Source organism: Thermogladius sp. KZ2Tp1, assembly GCF_051131135.1.
Lineage (GTDB): Archaea > Thermoproteota > Thermoprotei_A > Sulfolobales > Desulfurococcaceae > Thermogladius.
On the sequence record NZ_CP151274.1, the window covers coordinates 633300 to 652059 of the forward strand.

17 protein-coding genes are annotated in these 18760 nt (G+C 55.8%); 6 read left to right on the forward strand and 11 right to left on the reverse strand.

Annotated features, from left to right (window positions below; all coding sequences use genetic code 11):
• Window positions 1-177: 177 nt before the first annotated feature.
• Window positions 178-681 (forward strand): hypothetical protein, encoded by a 504-nt coding sequence (locus WLZ34_RS03645; RefSeq protein WP_434731892.1) that lies wholly within the window; start codon window positions 178-180, stop codon window positions 679-681.
• 116 nt (window positions 682-797) lie between these two features.
• On the opposite strand, the gene WLZ34_RS03650 is transcribed toward WLZ34_RS03645, so the two are convergent.
• The 5 genes from WLZ34_RS03650 to WLZ34_RS03670 all read right to left on the reverse strand — a co-directional run bounded on the left by WLZ34_RS03650 (window position 798) and on the right by WLZ34_RS03670 (window position 5691).
• Window positions 798-1550: a DUF72 domain-containing protein gene (locus WLZ34_RS03650; RefSeq protein WP_434731893.1), complete on the reverse strand. Its 753-nt coding sequence runs from the start codon at window positions 1548-1550 to the stop codon at window positions 798-800.
• A 6-nt stretch (window positions 1551-1556) separates the two neighbouring features.
• Window positions 1557-1970, reverse strand: coding sequence for an ACT domain-containing protein (locus WLZ34_RS03655; RefSeq protein ID WP_428727254.1), 414 nt, complete (start codon window positions 1968-1970; stop codon window positions 1557-1559).
• A gap of 215 nt (window positions 1971-2185) precedes the next feature.
• Window positions 2186-3910 (reverse strand): ABC transporter permease, encoded by a 1725-nt coding sequence (locus tag WLZ34_RS03660; protein ID WP_434731894.1) that lies wholly within the window; start codon window positions 3908-3910, stop codon window positions 2186-2188.
• Window positions 3907-4821 carry an ABC transporter ATP-binding protein gene (locus WLZ34_RS03665; RefSeq protein WP_434731895.1) on the reverse strand — a complete coding sequence of 305 codons (915 nt, stop codon included), beginning with the start codon at window positions 4819-4821 and terminating at the stop codon, window positions 3907-3909. The genes WLZ34_RS03660 and WLZ34_RS03665 overlap by 4 nt, the downstream gene beginning before the upstream one ends.
• A 60-nt stretch (window positions 4822-4881) precedes the next feature.
• Window positions 4882-5691: a phosphoribosyltransferase gene (locus tag WLZ34_RS03670; protein WP_434731896.1), complete on the reverse strand. Its 810-nt coding sequence runs from the start codon at window positions 5689-5691 to the stop codon at window positions 4882-4884.
• Window positions 5692-5779: 88 nt separating this feature from the next.
• On the opposite strand from WLZ34_RS03670, the gene WLZ34_RS03675 reads away from it, so the two are divergent.
• Both WLZ34_RS03675 and WLZ34_RS03680 read left to right on the forward strand, forming a co-directional pair.
• On the forward strand, window positions 5780-6241 hold the full coding sequence (locus tag WLZ34_RS03675; RefSeq protein WP_434731897.1) for a hypothetical protein: 462 nt from the start codon (window positions 5780-5782) through the stop codon (window positions 6239-6241).
• Complete coding sequence (locus tag WLZ34_RS03680) at window positions 6241-7878, forward strand: DEAD/DEAH box helicase (protein ID WP_434731898.1); 1638 nt, start codon at window positions 6241-6243, stop codon at window positions 7876-7878. Before WLZ34_RS03675 ends, WLZ34_RS03680 begins: the two co-directional genes overlap by 1 nt.
• Here WLZ34_RS03680 and WLZ34_RS03685 read toward each other — a convergent pair.
• Together WLZ34_RS03685 and WLZ34_RS03690 are read right to left on the reverse strand one after the other, a co-directional pair.
• Entirely contained in the window at window positions 7875-8093 is a 219-nt protein-coding gene (locus WLZ34_RS03685) for a hypothetical protein (RefSeq protein WP_428727260.1), read from the reverse strand. The two genes, WLZ34_RS03680 and WLZ34_RS03685, sit on opposite strands and share 4 nt — an antisense overlap.
• Window positions 8094-8149: 56 nt before the next feature.
• Window positions 8150-8629, reverse strand: a complete 480-nt coding sequence (locus WLZ34_RS03690) for an HIT family protein (RefSeq protein WP_434731899.1) — start codon at window positions 8627-8629, stop codon at window positions 8150-8152.
• 98 nt (window positions 8630-8727) lie between these two features.
• On the opposite strand from WLZ34_RS03690, the gene WLZ34_RS03695 reads away from it, so the two are divergent.
• The gene (locus WLZ34_RS03695; protein ID WP_434731900.1) at window positions 8728-9495 is read left to right on the forward strand and encodes an A24 family peptidase C-terminal domain-containing protein; all 768 of its coding nucleotides are present in this window, start codon (window positions 8728-8730) and stop codon (window positions 9493-9495) included.
• A gap of 3 nt (window positions 9496-9498) precedes the next feature.
• On the opposite strand, the gene radA is transcribed toward WLZ34_RS03695, so the two are convergent.
• The 4 genes from radA to WLZ34_RS03715 form a co-directional block, all read right to left on the reverse strand.
• Complete coding sequence (gene radA / locus WLZ34_RS03700) at window positions 9499-10467, reverse strand: DNA repair and recombination protein RadA (protein ID WP_434731901.1); 969 nt, start codon at window positions 10465-10467, stop codon at window positions 9499-9501.
• 221 nt (window positions 10468-10688) lie between these two features.
• A complete protein-coding gene (locus WLZ34_RS03705) occupies window positions 10689-11276 on the reverse strand; it encodes an ASCH domain-containing protein (RefSeq protein ID WP_434731902.1) in 588 nt (195 codons plus the stop codon).
• A gap of 15 nt (window positions 11277-11291) precedes the next feature.
• Window positions 11292-13130 carry a threonine--tRNA ligase gene (locus WLZ34_RS03710; protein WP_434731903.1) on the reverse strand — a complete coding sequence of 613 codons (1839 nt, stop codon included), beginning with the start codon at window positions 13128-13130 and terminating at the stop codon, window positions 11292-11294.
• Between the two features lie 181 nt (window positions 13131-13311).
• Complete coding sequence (locus WLZ34_RS03715; protein ID WP_434731904.1) at window positions 13312-13947, reverse strand: TFIIB-type zinc ribbon-containing protein; 636 nt, start codon at window positions 13945-13947, stop codon at window positions 13312-13314.
• A gap of 129 nt (window positions 13948-14076) precedes the next feature.
• Here WLZ34_RS03715 and WLZ34_RS03720 point away from each other — a divergent pair, with 129 nt between their 5' ends.
• Together WLZ34_RS03720 and WLZ34_RS03725 are read left to right on the forward strand one after the other, a co-directional pair.
• Window positions 14077-14694, forward strand: coding sequence for a proteasome subunit beta (locus WLZ34_RS03720; RefSeq protein ID WP_434731905.1), 618 nt, complete (start codon window positions 14077-14079; stop codon window positions 14692-14694).
• A gap of 97 nt (window positions 14695-14791) precedes the next feature.
• Window positions 14792-18718, forward strand: coding sequence for a S8 family serine peptidase (locus WLZ34_RS03725; RefSeq protein WP_434731906.1), 3927 nt, complete (start codon window positions 14792-14794; stop codon window positions 18716-18718).
• Window positions 18719-18760: the final 42 nt, after the last annotated feature.

Consider the following 18760-nt stretch of genomic DNA (forward strand, 5'->3'; position numbering starts at 1 on the left):
TTGGATAGCAATATTAGGTTGTGATGATGAGTCGCCACTTATCGGAGTAGTGAAGACGGCTCGTGTTTCTGACGCCCTGTAACCAATTTAAGTGGTCTACCAGTGAAACTAACTTTGGTGATGATAGGGGAGCCCTGATCGGTGAGGAGGTTATCCCTGCCTGATAGGGTGTAGCGTTTGGGGGCGACGCTTCTAGTCAAACTCTACGTGGACGCTGTAAGCGAGGTCGCGCTACCCAAGCTAGCCCGTGCTCTAAGAGGGATGGGTTTTAGAGTCGAAGTACTCCCACCCGTCTCTTTAATAGCATTACTATCCGCGGAGGTAGGGTCGGTTCACGACGTGATGTACAAGGTGAAGTCCGCGGGCTCCAACGAGTACGTTAGGAGTGCGTGCCTCGAGTACTGGGCTAGGGCGTCCAAGTGCCCGTGTACCAAACCCCTCGTTAAAGTGAAAGACTGGGTCGCGTGCTCGGACACCATAGAGGGGGTGCAGCTCTACATAAGGTGCGGCCCTAGGGGCGTCTTAATCAGGGTCGCCCTGAGAGGGTCGTTGAGAGACCTCGCGAGCCCTCCCTCCTCTGTTTTCACCGTGTGTGCTGATAGAGAAGGCTTCGACAAGCTAACAACCTCGATAGGCAAGAGCCTTGAAGCCCTATCGTCCTACGTTAGGAGCTTGGCGTGAGAGGTAATCTCTATTAAGGCGGAGGCGGAGACTATGAACTAGTGATGAGCGCCCTATCCAACGACATGCCAGGATGAAGATTAACGAACCCTGTCTGAAAACGGGGGCTGAGAGTCCTACAACCCGCTTTCATGGAGTACCTTCTTGAACCTGAGAGCGTCGTCGAACATGTAGACGTTGTTGAATAGCACGTAGACCTCTCTGTCTCTGTACTCGGATACGATGTTCTTCAGCTTCTCCAGGTCGCTGTCGGTGTACTTGTACCTGTAGTTCACTTCACCGGGGCCGATACCGTGGAGTCTGAAGTAGACCACGTCCGCCCTCTCTGAAATCGGCCTGTTTCTAAAGGGGTCTACCACGTGTACTATACCGAACTCCTCGACGACCCTGCGTAGCTCGGCCGAGTGGGCCCACTCTCCTCTCGGTTCCCAGCCTAAAACAAAGCCCTGCGAAACCTCGCCCGCCTTACTGAAGAACTCCCTGACCCATCTCACGGACTCCTCGTTGAAGGGGAGGCTGGGCGGAGTCTGTAAAACTACGACCTTGGCCCCAAGAGCCTCCGCGACCCTCAGGGTCTCCTCTAGTGCCTCGAGGTTCTCTTTTGTCGGCTTTAGCAGGCCGTAGTTCGCGAGGTCGCCCCTCGGCCTCTTCTTCATCCTCTTCCACGTGGGTGAGGTCGGGGGGTGTGTTATAGCCTGCCAGGCTTTCACGGTGAACTCGAAGTCTCTCGGAGCTTCGCTCCTGAGGTTCTCCGCCCACTCGACGGTGGGGAGGTCGTAGAACGTGTTCTGGAGCTCGACTAGGCTCAAGGACTCGTAGTACTTCTTCCTCGCTTTAGGGAACCCGCAGCAGCCTACCTTGACTACCATTACGGTTTACCCTGTGAACCACACGGCCTCGATGTTCTTGACCGACTCCAACATCTTCAGTTTATCCGCTATCAAGCTCGGCTGCTTTATGTCTGTCTTGGAGACGTCGACTATGATCTCGCACTCGGCGATATCGCCCCTCTTGATCACGACACACTTGGTCATCACAATATCGGCACCGTAGTCCGCCAGGTACTTCGTTATCTCGGCCAGCACTCCAGGCCTGTCCTCTATCCTCATCAATAGTCTAACCAGTTTCGCCGATACCGGGAGGGGTGTTATGACTATCTCCTTCTTGTCTCTGTCCCCGACCACCACCACGAACATGCCCTCCCGTATATCTAGCGCCTCTCTAATGGTCAAGGGTATCGTGATCCTGCCTTTGGAGTCTACACGGACAAGCTCCTCTATCTTAACCATTCATGAGACCCCCTTTGCTACTTGTTTAATTTGTAAACGCCTTTTATAAGCTATAGCAAACAAACTGCTATCTAGAGCTGTGGTTTTCTTCATAGTTAGTTACCTAGAGAACTGGTCGGTGTTTCAACACCCGGACTTCTACACACTGCTACTGGACTAGTGACGCTAATGTTAGTCGATCAAGTGTTTTAAAAAATGATAAGGAAGACTGCTGATCATCCGATCAAATTAGCCCTCCTGAATTTTAACCAGCCTATTACGAAGGGTACAATAACCCACAACACTGCCGAGGCTACAACCAGTAACGGGTTAACGACAGACCCCACGTTTTTAGGCTCGATGCTGAGACCGTTGTGGATCCCGAAGTAGTACTGGGAGAAAGATGTTGGGCCCAGAGGTGAGAGGTAGTACGATATGTACATGTTCACCCGGAGCCTCTCGTAGAGGTCAGGCCCTATCCCCTGCAACTGAGTTACCACGATCACTATGATCTGGTAGAGTATAGTGAATAGCAAGTACGCTGCCACAGCTAGCGCGATGTAGGCTCCTCCCCTGGTAGAGCTCGCGATAGCGTAGCAAACACTGTAGAACGCTATCAGGGAAGCAGCCAGCCCGGCGAAGAGCAAGAGGTAGGAGTACAGGTCGAAGTAAACCCCGATCAAGGCTTGCAGTGTCAGCATTGTTGATGCGAAGAACAGCAGGGACGACGCCAGAGCCACTAGTACGCCCGCTACAAACCTCGTTATGTAGACGTCCAGACGGGTAATAGGCCTCGCCAGGAGGAACTCGAGGGAGCCCGACGACCTGGGCTTAGCCAGGTATACGTACGCTAGGTATATCATCAGGATAGGGAAGAACATCGAGAACGGGGCCAACCCTACCGTCCCGGCCAGGACGCCCGCCACGATCTTACCCATAGGCACACTGCTCACTGTGGACACCATCGAGTTGGCGTAGCCGACTATGACGCAGCTGCTGTTACGCGCCACTAACAACACGTGTAGTGACCCAACTATGTCCTCGCCAGTAGTCGTCGTGACGCTCTGGAAATCCCACACTATTTTTTCGAGCTCGCTAGAGTTCCCTACATTAAACCTGACCAAGTTCAGGCCTGGCGCGACTTCGCCGAGGGGTATCAGGTAGGAGGCGAGGTTGCCGTAGTCAACTTTGTCTGGGAGACTTGTGGAGTTCGGTACCAGGTAGAGCTCGTAAGTTAAGTTGTCCCTGTCTAGTAGAAGGACCACAGATACAAGCTCGTACCTGCCCTGCCCGTGACTCACCAGTAAGAAGGCTGTATCAAGGTACTTGTCCGACAACGTCCTGCCTTGTAGTGGAGTCAGAACTATTACCCCAGGAGGTCTCGTTTGGGGTATTAACTCCTTAATAGGGAACGAAGTCTCGTTCAGGCAGTAGAACGCCCAGTCGGCTGGGGGGCTGAACGGGATTGAGCTCGCCACATAGACGGTGTCGTTGTCGAGAGTAAATGGTCTACTATACGATGTGGTGAAAGAGTAGCTACCCGTCTTAGTCGTGACATCTACCTTTAAGTACAGGCTAGACTGCTTGTCAAACTGGCCGATCGGGCTAGTCAAGTTTTTGAGCACGGAGATCTTGCCGTACCCGGTGACCACGCCGCTATCTAAGACAGTGGTCTCGGGTGGCGTATTAGGCTTGGAAAACGTGAAATTATCCAGCTCGTAGAATATACCCCCCTCCGTCGATTTGAGATCGGGCGTCAGCAGTAGCGCCTCGAGGTAGAACTGATTTCTAGCGGGGCTTACATACGAATATAGCGCGACGTAAGTAGTCCCGGGCGTAGTGGCCAGGGTGCTAGAGGTTAAGTAGGCGAGCCCTACCCCGGCTAGGATAAACAATGATAGTGCCACTATTACGGATAGTCTTAGAAGACCTCTCTTGAAGTCGTAGAGCACGGGGTTCACGGACTCTCGGCCTCCTTAATCAAGCTGAAGAAGAAGTCTTCGAGACTCCTCTCCTCTCTCCTAACCTCCAAAACACCGACACCGTTCTTGACGAGCTCGGCGACTATCTCTTCCACGCTGCCCATGGGCCTCCTAACGAGGATTCTACCCCCTTCCAGGACGAGGGGCTCGCCGAACCTGCCGAGTATCCTGAGCGTGTTTTCGTCCACTCTGCTTAAGGCCAGGTAGATTCCCGGGCTAGCCTTGCTCTTGATCTCCTCCATCGCGTGTACGCCTATTATCCTACCCTTGTGTATGAAGACGACTCGGTCTGCTATGTCTTCAACCTCGCTCAGTATGTGGGATGAGAAGAGGACTGCTTTACCCTTCTTCCTGAACTCCTTAGTCAACTCCCTGAAGAAGGCGATCCCCTGCGGGTCTAGGCCGTTCAAGACCTCGTCGAGTATGAAGTTAGGCGGGTCGTTCATCATAGACACGGCTAGGGCAAACCTCTTCTTCATCCCCTGGGAGTAGGAGGACAGCTTCATGTAGAGGGCGTTACCCAACCCGAACTCCTCGAGGAGCTCCTTGCCGAGCTTCCTAGCCTCTGTGCCAGTAATCCCGTAGTAGCCCGCGAGGTAGACGAAGTAGTCTAGCGCCCTGAAATCTGTCTCGAAGATAGGTAGCTCGGGAACCCAGCCGACTCTTGTAGAGGCGGCCCTCTTCTCCTTGGTCACAGAGTAGCCGTCTACAACGACGTCCCCGGAGTCGGGCGGCAGCACCCCGACAGCTATTCTAATAGTGGTCGTCTTACCGGCCCCGTTGAGGCCGACGTACCCGACTACTTCGCCATTAGATACTTTGAAAGACACGTCCTCGAGAACCTTTTTGCGCCCAAAAGACTTGTGCAGGTTCAAAACTTCGATCGTCAACTGTGAAAGTCCCTGTGGAGTTCTTACCTCATTCTGCGTATAAAAGTGTTTCCTCAAGGGCTAGCTGACGGGCGGCGGTATTATAGTGAGAGTTTTAACCGGGTAGTCTTTGAGCCTCTCTTTCCACATCTCGCCTAACCCTAGTATCACTATTATGTCCGATACGGTCACCCTCGCCTTCTCGAGCATGTCTATTACAGCCCTCATGGTCTTACCCGAGTAGACGACGTCGGCCAGTATGAGGACGAAGTCTTTCCTACTCAGCATGTCCTTGTCCAGGTAGAGGGCCTCGGCCTCCTTCGGGGTCCTCACGACTATAGAGCTGAAGTACTGGACGCCCGGGTAACTCCTCCTTTTGACCAGTATAATGGGCGCCCCAAGCTCCATCCCCAGGAGTGTGCCTAGAGGTAGCACGGACTCAGCCGTCACAACGATCTTAGTGATGTTCGTCGGGACCAGCTCTAGTAGTAGGACTATGGAGAGCAGCCTGATGACGTAGGGGTCTTTGAGGACCCTCGACAGGTCTATTAGCGTGCTCTTCTCGTGTTCGACAAGCTCTCGTAGGAGGTGGTTTATGTCTATCGAGAGGGTCAGCTTCGAGAGTATGTTGACGGCCTGCTCGTAGCTGGGTATTATGTTCCCTCTCACGTACCTGCAGAGAACGGATTCCGGTATGCCTGTGAGCATAGAGAGGTCCTTGTAGGACAGGTTGATCTTCAGGAGTCGTAGCATCTCGTTAGCTAATAGCCTGATTTTCATCCTGTTGGCCTTCGTTGTACCGTAGACTCTGTTAATGTTGCTCATCATTTGAAATACTTCGCTGTCGAGGGGCTTTCTCACGACTATCGAGGTTATAGAACTCCTGACCATGCTACCGACCTTCTCGTCTATGATAACTTTAATACGGCTAAATAAAAACTTATTCAAAGTGGGATGAGTGGGGTCTTAAGTACCGACCTTGATGAGGAGAAACCCACGCTACGACCGGTGGGTTGAACTGGTCGAGTTAAAGTTCGACGAGGCGTTTACAGAGCTCGGTATCAGGGACGAGACGGTATACGAGAAGCTCCTTGAGAGCGTACTAGAAGGGCTGGACTACGTCCTCGTCTGCGGCTCCTGTAGCGAGTGGGAGTACTGCGTGGTCTCCTCGATAACTTTCCAGGGCGACTACTTCGAGGTCGGTGTGAGGGGGGCTAGAGTCTCGGTGAGCGAACAGCACCCATTCGATAAGCTGGTCGAGAGGCTCTTCGCGCTTTCGCGGACCGTCGTGAAAAAGGGTAGTAGAGTGTACTTCTACCTCTCCCCCGAATTCGCCAAGCCGGCGCGGCTCATGCTCTGCGGGGACAGAGAGCCCTCTGATATAAGAGTCGAAAAGGCGTTATTTGAGGAGAGAGAATTTATCGAGGGCGGGAGGGAGTAGTGGTCTTAGTCAGAGCGAGCAAGTGGCTCAGCGAAGAGGACTTCCAGGAGCTACTCAAGGTAGCCAATTATATTGGTAGAACGGGGGGCAGTGTCTCCTTCGAGATCGACGTGGACAAGGCAGTATTGAACGGCTACACTTTCGAGGACGTCCTCAACCTGGTCAACGACCTCCAGCTAGAGGTCGAGGGATCTATCGAGGAGCTGAGACGCGAGTTCGATAAGTTCCGTGTATCGGTGGATTACGACTCGTTGTCCGGCTACGTCCTGTTTCGAGTACCGCTGGGGGTCGTGGGCAGGGTCAAGGACAAGCTGAGGGAGATGGGTGCTAGGAGGCTCGGCGTGCAGAACGGGCTTGTCGTGTACAGGCTACCCCCCTACATGCTACATACAGCCCGGATGGTCGTGGAGGCGTCGGGTTTATCCATCGAGGACAGGCAGGCTTTGACGGCTAAGAAGGAACTACCCTTCAAGCCCGAGCTCGTCAACGTAAAGCTGAGAGACTACCAGGAAGAGGCTCTCGCGAAGTGGCTCGAGAACAAGGGCACCGGTATTATAGCCCTGCCGACGGGGTCCGGGAAGACGCTCATAGGGGTGGCGGCCATCACGAAGATCTCCGAGAGAACCCTCATTGTTACCTACACGAAAGAGCAGGCTGTCCAATGGAGAGAGACGATACTGAAGTACACGAACACGCCCAGCCACATGGTAGGCCTGCTCTACAGCGAGGAGAAGAGGATAGCACCCATCACGATAACAACCTACCAAACAGGCTTCAGGATGATCAAGGAGATAGCACCGCAGTACAGCCTCTTAATAGTAGACGAGGTGCACCACCTGCCCGCGGACAAGTTCAGGTTCATCGCCGTCCACGCCATGGCACCCTACAGGATGGGCTTGTCGGCCACCCCGTACAGGGAGGACGGGAGGCACGAAGAGCTGTTCCCGCTACTCGGGGGAGTAGTGTACTACAAGACGCCCGGCGAGCTGGCGGAGCAGGGTTACCTAGCGAGGTACGTGGTCTACACGGTGAAGACCAGGCTCCCTCCCAACGAGTGGAAGGAGTACCTCGAGTTGAGGACTGTATTTGAGAAGTACGCTGCGGGCAGAACGTTTGAGCAACTAGTGGACGACGCGTCTAGAGGGGACAAGTCGGCTGCCGAAGCGCTCAGGGTTCACAGCAAGATCAGGGGGATCCTCGCAAAGTCTAAGGCCAAAATAGAGAAGGCTATTGAAATCGCCAGAAGCGAGCTCGCGAAGGGGGGCAAGATCATAGTCTTCACACAGTACGTCGAGCAGGCCGAGGAGTTAGCGAAGAGGCTTAACGCCTGGCTGCTGACAGGCGAGACGCCCGGGGAGGAGAGGAGGAGGGCCCTCGAGGAGTTCAAGTCCGCGAAGTCGGGTATACTCGTGGTCACGACAGTAGGCGACGAGGGGCTGGATATACCAGACGCGAACGTCGGTATAATCGTCTCCGGCACGGGGTCTAGGAGGCAGTTCGTACAGAGGCTGGGCAGGATCCTGAGACCGAAGCCCGGTGGTGGCGAGGCCAGGTTGTACGAGATCGTCCTGGAGAAGACGAGCGAGGAGTTCCAGGCGAGGAAGAGGAAGAGCACCGGCTTAAGCGACTTCGCCTAGCTCTTCTTCACCTTCGCCCTAATAGACTCGAGCAAACTCCTGTCTATACCCATTCTCCTAACGATCTCGAGCACCTTATTGTACGCCTCCTCGTCGCTGGACGCCTCCACGTTGAAGACTATGTTCGTGCCCGACAGCGCTATCCTGTACCTCGTCTTACCCAGGAAAACGTACTTTTCGACCAAGACAAGGTCGCTTTTCGAAACCTCGCTCAATCAGCCAACCCCTTTATCATCACTCCTCAGCGATCGAGGACTTCCTCATGCAATCTCTAACTAGGCCAATTCTCCTTTAATAACTTGTAGACCTCGGATAAGGCCACGGGGAGAGTCTTGGTCTCGGCTACTACCGGCATGAAGTTGCTGTCGCCTGTCCACCTCGGGACGACGTGGACGTGGACGTGGCCCGGCACACCCGCGCCGGCGGGCCTGCCTATGTTAACCCCTATATTAAAGCCCTCGGGGTTGAGGGACTTCCTTATCGCGGCCATGCTCTTGTTGACAAGCTGCACCAGTTCTAAAAGCTCTTCGTCACTCATCTTCTCGAGGCTGTCCACGTGCCTGTAGGGCGCCACCATTACATGGCCGGTGTTGTAGGGGAAGGTATTTAACACCACGAAGTTGAACCGCCCCCTGTAGACTATATAGGCCTCGTCGTCCCTCGCGCCCTGCAGTTTGCAGAAGAGGCACTCCTGCGCGCCCGCCAGCGTCTTGACGTACTGGTACCTCCAGGGCGACCAGAGTATCCTCAAATGTAGGCACCCCGTCGCATAGCATATTTTTAGCTCAAGGCGGATTATATGTGTAGTAAATCAACAAAAACGCTGTCCACGGACGGGAGTGGTCCCGTTTGATCGAGCTCTCGCTACTCGCAGTAGTCGAGTACGCTATTACGTTGCTCTTCCTAACCCCCTTCTCCGTCTACGACTACAAGAAGAGGGACATCCCGGATAAACTCGTGTACTTGTTCCTAGCGGTGTCGGTGGTCCTCTGTTTCCTGAACTTCTACTTGGTGAAAGACCTCGTGCCCTTCCAAGCCCAGGCTCTCTACACCCTGCTGTCCGTGGTGCCTGTCCCGCTAGTGCTACTGGTCCTGGCGAGGCTAGAGCTCGTGGGGCCGGCCGACTTCTACGTGGTCACGTCGATCGCCGTCGCCTACTCCTCGCCGCTCAACTACCCCACTCTACTAGGTGGATACAGCGTCCCCGTGCCTCCTATAGTCTACTCGGTCTTAATCTACGCCCTAGTACTCCAGATCGCGGTCCACTACGCTGTTCTTGCTGCGAGATTACGCAGGTTCGGGTTTAGGGTTCCAAAAGGCTTCAGCGCGTGGGACAAGGCCTTCTTGGCGATAGCGGGCTGGCCTATTACAGTAGGCGAACTACTAGAGAAAGACTACTACGTGCCTCTACAGGAGCCGTTCGAGAGCCCCCTGGGAGTCGAGTGGAGGCTTAAGGGAGTAACGAAAATAGAGGACTCGGAGTTGAGGTCTAGAATCGGCGAGTACCTCGAAAGGGGGCTGGTCAAACACGACGAAGTAGTGTGGGCCTCTTACGGCCACCCGTTAGTGGTCTACATATTGTTTGGCTTCATAATGTTCCTGGTAAGGGGCTTCTAGACCTCACTCCTCGGAGTCCCTAATACCCTCCTCCGTTATTACGAAGACCGCCTCCCCCTCCGGTAGGTGGGGGGCGTCGACGATCCTGGCTATCCTCTTGTTACCTTTCGACTTTCTCAGCTGGACTCTCACACCTGGTGTGTGCGCTAGTACGTGCCCTCCCACGGCCACGGTGGGGTCGCCGTAGAACACGTCGGGCCTGGCCATCACCTGGTTCGTTACGACAACCGCTAGATTGTACGCCTCTGCGAGCCTCATTAACTGGTGCAGGTGCGCGTTGAGCTTTTGCTGCCTCTCCGCCAGGTGCTCTCTACCAGGGTACTCCGCCCTGAAGTGGCTCGTCACGCTGTCTAACACCACGAGCCTGACGTTGTTCTTGGGCACGAAGCTGAAGAGCTCCTCGACTATGCTGATCTGGTGGTCGCTGTTGTACGCCCTCTGGTAGAATATGTTCTCCATAGCCTTATCGGGCTCCAGGCCCACAGCTCTAGCCATCGCCTCGATCCTCTCCCACCTGAAAGTCCCCTCGGTGTCGATGTAGACCGCCTTCCCAGACAGCCCCCCCTTCTCGGGCGGTAGTTGCACGTTCACGCTGAGTTGGTGGCATATCTGGGTCTTCCCCGTGCCGTACTCGCCGAAGAACTCGGTAATGGTCTTTGTCTCAACACCTCCGCCTAGGATGTTGTCGAGCTCTCTACTACCCGTCGTTATCTTCTTTATAGACAGCCTCTCGTACTTCACGTCCTTGGCCGTCTTGAAGGTCAGCCCGAGGACCTTCCTCGCGGAGTCGATGACCCTGGACACCGTTGTGGGGGGTAGCCCGGTCTTCTCCGAAACCTCCTCGGGCCTGGCAACTATCAGAGCCCAAACAGTAGTGTACCCGGCCGACTCGAGCTTCTCGGCTATTTGGGGGTTGACGCCCGGTAAATCCTTCACGTAAACGACCTTGCTAGAAGACCCACCCTCGCTCACGCGACCACCCTACTATGTAATAGCTGTTTTTAAACCGGCTATTTACGTTAACTGGGCTCTACCTCCTCCCGGTACTCTAGTATCTCGTGGAACGTGTTCCGGCGACAGTATGGGCAGTAGTGGAAAAGCTGTGTAAACTCCTTCTTGAGAGGGAAGCTTACCTCTAGCTTCCACGTGTTGCCGCACTCTTTACACTTTAGTAGCCAGTAGGGTATTCCTGGTCACCCCTTCTCCTGCAGTATGCCCCTCTCGACCAAGATTCTTAGTGCCCGGTTTAAAACGTCTACGACAGCACCCCTCTTACTAACATCGCCCAGTACCCTAATAGCTGTCAGGTCTATATCGCCTGTCCTGGTCAGGTCAAAAAGGACTTTTGCCTCCGAGTCCGTTAGCACGTCTGAGAGATACCTTAAGGCTATCCGGGCTAGGACAACCGGCTCCAAGCCGCCGAATGGCTTACCGGTGTCGACGCTGTCGAGCCTTTTAACAACTCTTAAACCGATGACCGTGACGTACTCGTCGTCTCTTATACCAGGGTAGATCTTCCTCAACTCGCTCACGAGCTCGGCTCTGCTCTCGAACCCGTCTCTTCTAGCCTCGCTCTCGCTGATGTCTCTCAGTCTCTTGTAGTACACGTACTCGACTCTAGCTAGGGCTATCGGGCGCGAGCCCGCGTGTATCACTACTTGCCTGTATCTCGGCCTTACAATACCCCTCCTGATAGTCGTCGTTTTAGAGCCCTCGATTATCTTCTCCGCGTACTCCCCCCGGAAGATTATGTGCCTCCCGAGAAACTTCTTGGGCGGCATCCTCGGCTACTCTACTCACAGCTGGTAGCTCGCCAACGGCCTCCTACTGACCAGGAGAGGCAGCGTGGGCTCTGTCCTAGGGTACCCCTTGACCTCTTCACCGAGCTTAGCGGTGAGCTCGCTCACAGACATAGTGGTAGTCTCGTTAGTCGCCCTCACCCTGACGCTGAGCGTCCCGCTCTTGACCTCTCTCTCGCCTACCACTACGATGTAAGGTACCCACTCCCTCCCCGCGTCTCTGATCTTCTTCCCCAGGCTCTCGTCTCTGTCGTCGACGTCTACCCGGTAGCCCTCGCCAGCCAGCGCCTGGGCCACCTTGACGGCGTAGTCCACGTAGTCCTTGGAGACCGGTACTACTCTAACCTGTACAGGGGCTAGCCAGGTGGGTATACTGGGCGTCCTCCCCTGCTTCTCCTCTAGCGCAGCGGTGTCTAGCAACATGTAGATGTACCTCTCGACGCCGCCGATGATAGCGGTGTGGATTATCACCGGGTGCCTCTTCTCGCCCTCGGGTGTCGTGTAGGTTATGTTGAACCTCTTACCGTTGCCTACGTCTATCTGGAAGGTCGCTATCTCCCTAGGCCTCCCGATGTTGTCTATTATGTGGTACTCTACGTTGAGAACCCAGTAGTAGATACCGCCCGGTATCACGGCTACCAGGACTGGGTAGTTCTCTCTCTTGACGTACTCAACTATGTCGTTGAAGTTGTTCTCGAAGAAGTCTCTCGAGACGTTGTACAGTGCTACATACCTCCTGCCGACCTTCCTTGCCTCCTCCATAATCTTCTCCTGGACTAGCTTCGACACCTCTATGGCCTCCCTGAGGTCTCTGGTCAGTATGTGGAGGTCCGGCATGTAGAACTTCCTAAGCCTGAAGCAGAGGTTGAGCTCGCCTCTCTGCTCGAGCCTGTAGCTGTCTGCGACCTCGAACATGCCGAATGGCAGGTCCTTGTGGCTTATGACCCAGTCTCTCAACATGGCGAACTGCTGGTGACAGGCAGCGTACCTCATGACGTACCTGTCCTCGTCTACAGCGACCTCGTACAGCCGGTCCCCGAACAAGAGCGCGTGCTCTAGGACAGGCCTCTCCTTCAGGTTGAACATGTTACTGCCCATAACCTTGAAGACGGGGATGCCTAGGCTCCTCACGACCTGCCAGCTGTACCTCATAACGGACTCCATTATAACCACGGCGTGGGGCCCGTACCTCATGTGGCCGTGGTCGCTCATCGGCTCCCACTCGAAGCCGAACTTCCTACAGTAGTCGTTCACCCTGTTCTCTCCGCCCGCCAGCTCGACCCCGAAGACCTCCTTGTCCACCAGGATCTTCAGGTCGGGGTACTTCGAGTAGTCGAACTCGGTCGGGTTGTACACTCTGCCCTCGGGGGTGACGATGTAGAAGGTCTTCTCCACAGTCCGCCTCACTACGCCTGTCTCCTGCTTCCTTATGGTCTTGGACAGCTCGCTGAGGGGGTGGCCGTAACACTCCAAGGCGAACTCCTTGTACCAGCCGAAGGGGGCTCTCTCTACCCTCAGCCCCCTCTCCTTTAACTTGTCGGCGAACTTCCTGAGGACGTCCATGGCTACTGGCGGGGGAGCCAGCTCGCTCGACAGGTGGGCGTAGGGGTAGACCACTACAATACCGGGCTTGAGGCTGGAGGCCGTCTCGTAGATTTCGCTGGCAGCCCTTTCCGCGACACTCTCGTCGTCGCCCTGCTCCACTGTCGAAAAGACTACTAGTGCGTTCTCGAAATCGCCTGTAGCGCTCGCCTCGCCGAGGCTCTCCGGCTCCTTGACAGCCGGCTCCCTCACCTTGTACGAGAACCTCTTGGCGTGTATTAGAAGTAGCCTCAAAACCCATCCCTTTAAGGCTTGATGCATTAATGAGCGAGGACTCATTTAATACTTTGCTTCCGCTGAAGAAGCTTAATAGCGTGTATCGCGTTCGTAGTAGTTGGTGATGAACCCCTAAAACGCGAGAGATGAGCGGACCTGTCTCAGCTGAGAGGAGTCTTACGAGGGGGCTCAGCCTACACTACGCGGTGGTATCCAAGGAGAGAACCTCGCCGACTACTACTCCCGGCATCTGAGAGAGGCCGCCGTTCCTCCCCAGGAGTTTCACGGTGATCGACTTGAGGCGCTTGTAGCTCGTACTGCTGATGTTGAACACCTTGGTTACGAAGTCCTCGGGGGGCACTACTCTCGTTGAAGCCGCGTAGGCCACCATATACGCTAGCGCGTACCTGCCGCGAAGACTCCTGGAGAGGAGGGCGGGGTTCTCCCTCCTAATGATCTCGAGCCCTCTCTCCACGTAGGTCTTCACCCCCTCCTTCTCAATGTTCTTCTCAGCCGCTATAGACGCCTTGCTCTTAACCGTGTTAACAAACCTGCCTGTCTCGAGGACCTTGTCTGTGTCGACTACCATCCAAGGCTTCTCCTTGGCGATCTTGTAGGCCTTGTTGTACAGCCTGAGCCTGAACCTGTACGTCTTCCTGTCGATCACGCTCCTCGGGCCACGCCTCCGCCCGCGTACTGCCTCGCCCTCTTCGGTGTCAGGTGCGTGGGCGTACTCGTAAACCCTGTCTACGACGAGGCCGCACGAGCTACAGACCACGAAGCCCTCCTCGTAGTCCCAGACGAGGCTGGACCCGCATACAGGGCATTTCTCCATTGCGACACCAAGCTAGCATACGTTAGCCGTTGTTATTAGAGGAGATTTCAACCGAGGGGAGGGGGAGGGTTGAGCGAAAGTATTGAGCGGAGTTCGTTTATTAACCTTGTAAAGTCTATCATTAGCAAGGTGGTTGTATTGGAGGCTGTTCTACCAGGCACAGTAATCGGGATCAAGACCAGCAGCGGCGTGGTCCTGGCCGGCGAGAAGAGGATGACCTACGACGGCTTCATCTTGAGTAAGAGTGTAAGGAAGCTGTTCCCGATCACCGAGCACACAGCGGTAGGGTTCGCGGGCTTAACAGGGGACATGAACTTCCTGTACAGGGTGCTCAAGACCGAGGCAAGGAACTACGAGCTCGAGCACGGGAGGGAGATCAAGACCAGGAGCCTCGCCAAGCTGCTCTCCATAATCCTCTACAGTTACAAGCTCTTCCCCATGCTGACAGAGGCAGTGGTGGGCGGCTTCGACGAGGCCCCGAGCCTTTTCGTGCTAGACGCCGTAGGCAGTTTGCTAGAGGAGAGGTACACTGCGCTGGGCTCGGGCTCCCAGCTAGCTCTGAGCATAATCGAGCAGAGCTACAGGGAGGACATGCCGCTCGAAGAGGCGAAGAACCTGGCTATCAAAGCGGTCTTGGCCGCTATAGAGAGGGACGTCTTGTCGGGCGACGGCGTCGACGTCCTAGTCATAACTAGGGAGGGTATTAAGAGCGAGGAACACTTGCTGGCCAGGTCCACGACCCGCTGAGGGAAGACCCTTCCGCTTTTCTAAGGCCGTTGGTGAAAATTTATTTACTCGACTCAAGCCTAAAATAATTAGTCGAGTGGGATAGGTGTACCTCTATATGAATATACGCGTGAAGGCAGTTTTCCCTATACTCTTCCTGGCTATAGTAGTACTACCCCTCCTTACGGTAGTGCCGGTGAGCCAGGCAGCAACCCTGCCTCCAAGCAGGGTCACGGACGTGAAGAGCCTGCTAGAGGTCTTCGATAGCCCTAGCCCCAAGGTTGTAGACGCGCAGGAGCCGGGCGTCCAGGTCGTAACCAGCGGTGGCTCACAGGTATACAAGCCCTTCATCCTCGTGGCGTACAAGCAGGCGCTCTCCTACGTCAGGGAGTACGCTAAGATAAAGTACTACGTCCCGCTACCCAACGGCGTAGTAGTCGCGCACGTGGCGGTCTCGAGAGAGGGGCTCGTCAAGCTAGCTGGGCTACCCGGCGTCTTGAGTATCATGCCCTCACCCTCCTTGGAGGAGCTGTTCTCGGATCAGGCCAGGCTTAAGTCGATGGCGTTCGAGGACAAGAGCCCCAGCCAGGTCGCTGGTGCTGGCGGTTACAGTACTTTCTCGAGCCTAGACGTACTAGGCGTGAAGAGGGAGTGGTCCACCTACGGTTACAAAGGTAAGGGAGTGATAGTTGGCATAGTAGACACCGGTGTAGACTTCACCAACCCCGAGCTTGGGCTAGACGCGGTCGCGAGGGACTCCTCCGGTACACCGCTCATGGTAGTCAACGACGAGCACATAGCGCTGACGCCCATTACTGTTGTGAGAGACGCTAACGGCTACCTGAACACGAGCGGCGCTATCGTCCCAGTGTTCAGCACCCTCTACTCCGGTCTCTACGGGTATCCATACGTATACGCAGTAAGGGTGACGGTCAACTACACGGCTCCGCCTGTGAGTAAGAGCGGCGTCTACAAGTTCGGCTTCCTAGAGTGGTTCTTCTCCGACTCGCTCACAGGCTACTACGTAAGAGTCAGGATACCCACTCTACTCGTGGACGCCGACACTCCAGGAGTGTACAACGCCGTGATGTTCGACTTGTCTTCGGCGTTCTACGCCTTGTCCGCGACAATGAGGAGCCTGGAGAACAGCACGCTGGGCACAGTGTTATGGGCTGCCCCGAAACCCGCCTGGCTAGACTACAGCTTTAACGACGAGCAGCTCTTCAAGCTGGGCGTAAACGACGTGGTCGGCAGGGACTTCAATGGTGACGGCATTATAGACTTCGGCGTCGGCGTGATAGCGGGCGCTTACATAGACTCGTACGGTTTAGCGAACTACACCTACTCGTACCCCACCTTCACGTTCGGTCAGCCCGGCGAGTACCCCGGCTTAGACCCCAACGGCAACTACATCGCTATACTGACGGACTGGGAGGGGCACGGCACTAGTGTGGCTACGGTTATTGCCGCTAGGGGCAGGCTCAACTACACAGGCTACGGCGGCGTGTACAAGCTATACGGTGTCGCGCCCGAGGCCAAGCTATCTGCCGGCACGGGGTTCTTCTTCGGAGACCTGATACCGGTCGAGTACTGGCTGGGCGGCTGGGACTGGGTCTACGACCCGACTTACAGCGCCCTCTTCCCAGTGCCCAGCGGTGTGAGGAGGGCCGACATAATCAGCAACAGCTGGGGCTACATAAACCTGGCTAGGTGGGGCCACCAAGGCCCCGGCATGGACTACCTGTCGGCAGTCTTCAACCAGATAATATCCGTCAACCTGCTGATCAACCACAACGTAACCATAGTGTTCGCGGCTGGGAACTACGGGCCGGGCTACACGACTATATCCGCACCCGGTGCTGACCTGTTGATAATAGAGGTTGCCGCTTCCACGAACATGGAGTACTTCAGGTTGTACGGCTTCCCGCCCGGTTACAGCGGTGATATAGTACCCTTCAGTAGCAGAGGGCCCAACGCGCTCGGCTACCCGAAGCCCGACGTCGCTGCCGTAGGCGCGTTCGAGTGGGCCGGCGTCAGGACGGTCGACGGTAGAGGCTACGGCGTGAGAGGTTACAACGAGGGCGCCGGCGGGGGCTTGACGCTATTCGGCGGTACAAGCGAGGCGACACCCTTCACTAGCGGCGTCCTAGCCCTAGGCGTACAGGCCTACATGTCCAAGCACGGCTATGTCCCCTCCCCCATAGAGCTCAAGGTGCTGCTCAAGAGCAGCACGAACGACTTGAAGTACCCCGCCCTGGAGCAGGGCAGCGGGCAGGTCGACGCGTACAAGCTGGTATCCACGATACTGAGCGGGGGCATGACCGCGTACTTGACGCAACCGATAGCAGCGGCCTTCACCGAGAACTACGCTAACGTGTACGGTAGCTACACTGGTGTTATAGCGGGCATGTTAGCCGACACGGCGCTGTACGCTGTAGTTCCGCCGGGCTCCTCCTACGACTTCACGATAAACCTGAAAGGCCAGGGCCCAGCTTTCGCGAGAGCTGTGTGGTACCAGCTCGTTAGGGAGGTACCTGTCTACAGCGGCGTGTACTACTTCACCACGAGGTACTTCGTACTACCTAGAATGTACTTCGCTGACGCGGACTACGTAGAGTTCTACATAGTCTTCCAGAACCTGTCCTACAACCCGCCATACTACGGTATGTTGCCCTCGAGCAACGGCTACATGATCAGGGCAGACGCCTTCGACTACTACAACGGTAGCATGTACAGGCTGACCACGGACGCTAGGGTAGCGACCGAGGACAGGATCCCCGTGGGCAACGTGATGCAGAGAGTTAAAGGAGACCTTGTACTGAGGCTCAGGCCGAACCCGAGCGTCCCCGCCCCCACGCCCGTTGTTGTCAGTATAGTTGCTAGGGTGTACAAGGAGGCGCCGTCGTACTTAGTGTCGTTCAGTCTACCGTACGCCTACGTCAACGGCACGGGCTCTATAAAGGGTAGAATAGTGGTGCCCTCGACTCAGCCTCCAGGAGTCTACGACTTCAAGATACAGGTGTACACGTCCAATAAGATAATAGTGATACCGGCCACAGTAGTCGTACCGGCTGTACTAGACTCCACGTGGTACGTCAGGCTAGGCGGCTTCAAGTCAGTGCTGTCGTACGACTCGTACACGCCGGTCGGCCTCGCAGACCCTGCCTACGGCAGGTACACCGAGAGCCTCGACTGGAGGATGATACCTGTCTACGTGTCAGACCCGAGGATAGCCGGCATTCTACTGATGGCCAGGTGGTCTAGCGGGCCCGCCACCTCCCTCGAGCTACTGGTCCAGCCGCCGGGAGGCCCCTTGCTGCCCTCAGGAGACCTCAACCTGTTCTCGGGCTACAAGCTCGCGGCGTCGATAGGCTACGTGTACAACCCGAGCCCGAGTGACCAGTTGAGCAGTGTCTTGAGGCTCTACGCGCCCGTGAAGTGGAGTACGCTACACGCCTACACCGATATACTCGCACACTACAGGATAACGGTCTCGCCGACGGGCTACGGGGAGACGATCATACCGGTGACCTACGCGTATCCGGGCGTCTTGAGCGGGCTCTACAGGATTCTGGTAGCCTTCAACAGCTACAGCGGTAGGCTCCTCTACGACCCCGTCACGCTAGAGATAACCGTGGTGAGGGCCTACCAGGTCAAGACCCAGACCGCCAGCGGGCTGAGCGTGACAGCCTACTTCACCGCGCCCTCGATAATGTTCCCGCTACTAGGCGCTAAGGCCTACGCCGTCACAGACGGTAGTGTAGCCGGCGCAAGCCTGAGTACCATACCTCTCGGCACGAGGACGTTCCAGAACGGCTCAACGGCTACCGTGCTGGCGGGCCAGGGCTACTACCTGGGCGCCTCGAGCAACGGCATCAACTACTACGCGTCCTACACGGTCTCATCGGCGAGCTACGTCGAGACTGTAATGGTACTACCCAGCTGGACGTGGCACGCGACAGGCCTCTACTACTACAACACTACCTCGAACAGCCTGGTAGTCTTCAGCATAGCGTACAACGCGGTCATCACGACCGGCTTCTAAACCTGAAACCCCTTTTTTCCCCGGCACCCACACTCTCTCACT